Annotated in this window: 1 protein-coding gene; it reads right to left on the bottom strand. The window is 45.3% G+C overall.

The window, feature by feature from the left end; translation table 11 throughout:
- On the bottom strand, nucleotides 1-983 hold a 983-nt coding region (locus ADICYQ_RS31285; RefSeq protein ID WP_040416661.1), incomplete at both ends, for an FtsK/SpoIIIE domain-containing protein.

Below are 983 nucleotides of genomic sequence, written 5' to 3'. Positions count from 1 at the left end.
GTCTCCTTGGCGGACGGCTTCTACATACATGGCTTCTCTTGTTTTGAAAATGTCTTCTGCTGTTTCAATCCACTGCTCAATATCTTCTTTCGTTTCCAAATATGAAACATCTGATTCCTTCGCATAATGAGATAAGCCGCGGTCAATCGAGTCAAACAGGCCGATCATTTCGGTTTCATCATCAATCAGATGTTCGAGCATGACTTTTAGGACGTTTGTTTTCCCGCGCTGAGTCTGGCCTAAAATCAGGCAGTGCTTATGCTTGCCCAAATCAAAATAGACTGGGCTGACTGTTTCTTCATGAAGCCCGATCGGTACAGATAAAGGCTTGCGTTCCAGCTTGAAGCGGAGAGACAATTCTCTCGTAGACAAGCTCTCAGGCAGCATCGGAATCGGTGCCGGCTGCTCCATTGAAGCAAATCGCCCTTGAAGTTTCTGTACGTCTGATTTCAGCTCGTTGAACATGCCGATATCATCATCGGCGTCAACAGGCAGGAACATTTGCGCGAAATAAAGCTCTTCCTTTTGAATGATGACGCGTCCCGGAATCGGCTCAAGATTGAATTTCGGACGGCCGTAAATGGAATATCCTTCTGATTGATCCATGAGATAATGGACAACCTTTGTTTTCAAGTTATTTAACAATGACTGGCGGACAGCATTCACCCTCGTTGCTGTCAGCATAAAGTAGATACCCAAGCTTTGTCCGTCTCTGGAAAGCTGGACAAATTCCGATTCAAGCTCATGCATCTCATCCTTGACAATGTCAAAGTTGTCAATGGTGATAAAAATGAACGGGAGCTCTTCTTCGCTCAGCGCATTGTACATTTTGATGTGGCTGATTTCTTTTTCCCGGAACAAACGTTTACGGCGGTCAATTTCTTCTTTGATGCGAATCATGAACTTTTCAATTTTTCTTGACTGGTCCATCAGGAAGTAATCCGCGGTATGCGGGAGCTTCGCTAATGGCAGCAGCGTTCCGT

This window comes from Cyclobacterium qasimii M12-11B, assembly GCF_000427295.1.
GTDB classification, from domain to species: Bacteria; Bacteroidota; Bacteroidia; order Cytophagales; family Cyclobacteriaceae; genus Cyclobacterium; species Cyclobacterium qasimii.
The sequence above is the reverse complement of the archived record's forward strand: the minus strand, read 5'-3'. Positions and strand labels throughout refer to the sequence as shown.